Raw genomic sequence first — 1,658 nt, forward strand, 5'->3', positions numbered from 1 at the left:
AATTCATTGCAATTTTCTATCTTTCAGTCTCAATCGGAAAATCGTACCGATTTTCCGCAACTGAAATTTATACGCTAACGTTGGTTGCAATAGCGGAATTAAAAACTAAACGTAAAAATCGTGCGAATTCCGAACTTTGAAAACAGCAGAACTTTGCGCAAAAAAGTTTTACGGAAACTGAATTCAAAACTCGAGACCGAAAAGTAACGCTGAATTGAAAATGTAAAACGGAACTGTGCGCTGAAACCAACTCGTGCGGAATTAAAAAACGTGAATTGATCACTGCTACTCTATCGAATTCCAAAAATTACGGAATCAAAACGTGGAATTGAATAGCTGAACGCAAATCAAAACGGAATGAATCTCTTAAAACTGAAATATAACTGCAACCAACATTGTATAAATTCAATTGCGGCTGAATTTCCTACGGAAATTCATTGCAATTTTCTATCTTTCAGCTCAATCGGAAAATCGTACCGATTTTCCGCAACTAAAATTTATACGCTAACGTTGTACCTCATTTCCAAACCGAACGCAAAATGAAAATATTTCCGACTAATAATTATCAATTTGAACTTAAAAAAGAAAGTTCAGATGCGTTGTCTGAATTGGAAAAAAACACATTGATAACTAACTCTCTTGTTTCTGAGTGGACAAAAAAAGCGTTTATCGGACAAGTGAACAGAAACGGATTTAAAATAATTTCATCAAAACCTGGACGTGGAGCATTTTGCGTTTTAGAGGGAAAAGTTGAATCTTATAACGGAACTCTTGAAATCAGAATTCATAAAGCCTTCAGAGTAATGTTATCACTTATCTTTTTATTCCCAATAATCGGATTTTTAATAGCATTATTTACGAAAGAAAAGGAGATTATAATTTCTTTGATAATTCCGACTTTAATGGCTATCGTTGTTTTTAGATTTATTTTCACTGAATTAGCATTTAGAATTATATCAAAAAACGGACTGAATAAACTGACTGAAATAATTGGAATAACAAAACTTAAAAAAAACGAGGTACAACAATGGCTATAATCCATTGCGGCTGAAATTCCTATCGGAATTTCATTGCAATTTGCTATCTTTCGGCTATGGCGGAAAGAATCCTGCGGATTTTTCCGCAACGTATCATAGCCAAAACCGTTGGTTACAATAGCGGAATTAAAAACTAAACGTAAAAATCGTGCGAATTCCGAACTTTGAAAACAGCGGAACTTTGCGCAAAAAAATAACGGAAACTGAATTTAATACTCGAGACCGAAACGTAACGCTGAATTGAAAAATGTAAAACGGAACTATGCGCAGAAATCAACTTGAGCGGAATTTAAAAAACGTGAATTGATTACTGCTACTCTATCGAATTCCAAAATTGTGGAATCATAACGTGGAATTGAATAGCAAAACGCAAAACAAACTCTGAATGAACCTTAAAAAACTGAAATATAACTGTAACCAACAATGTATAAATTCAATTGCGGCTGAATTTCCTGCGGAAATTCATTGCAATTTTCTATCTTTCAGTTTCAATCGGAAAATCGTACCGATTTTCCGCAACTGAAATTTATACGCTAACGTTGTGCAACATTTGACCAAAAAATGAAAAATCGAATTTTAACAATATTATTTTTAGCTATAAGTCTGACTTTATTCGGTCAA

At 33.5% G+C, this 1,658-nt stretch carries 1 protein-coding gene; it reads left to right on the forward strand.

The annotated features are described in order from the left end of the window. The first annotated feature begins 539 nt into the window (after window positions 1–539). Window positions 540–1,037, forward strand: a complete 498-nt coding sequence (locus WA340_RS05945; protein WP_336127866.1) for a hypothetical protein — start codon at window positions 540–542, stop codon at window positions 1,035–1,037. The last annotated feature ends 621 nt before the right edge of the window (window positions 1,038–1,658 follow it).

The sequence above is a fragment of the Mesoflavibacter sp. CH_XMU1422-2 genome (genome assembly GCF_037029245.1).
GTDB lineage: Bacteria > Bacteroidota > Bacteroidia > Flavobacteriales > Flavobacteriaceae > Mesoflavibacter > Mesoflavibacter zeaxanthinifaciens.

Bases quoted from the DNA above. Each gene is read 5' to 3' on its own strand.
- WA340_RS05945 (WP_336127866.1), top strand. From the start codon at position 540: ATGAAAATATTTCCGACTAATAATTATCAATTTGAACTTAAAAAAGAA.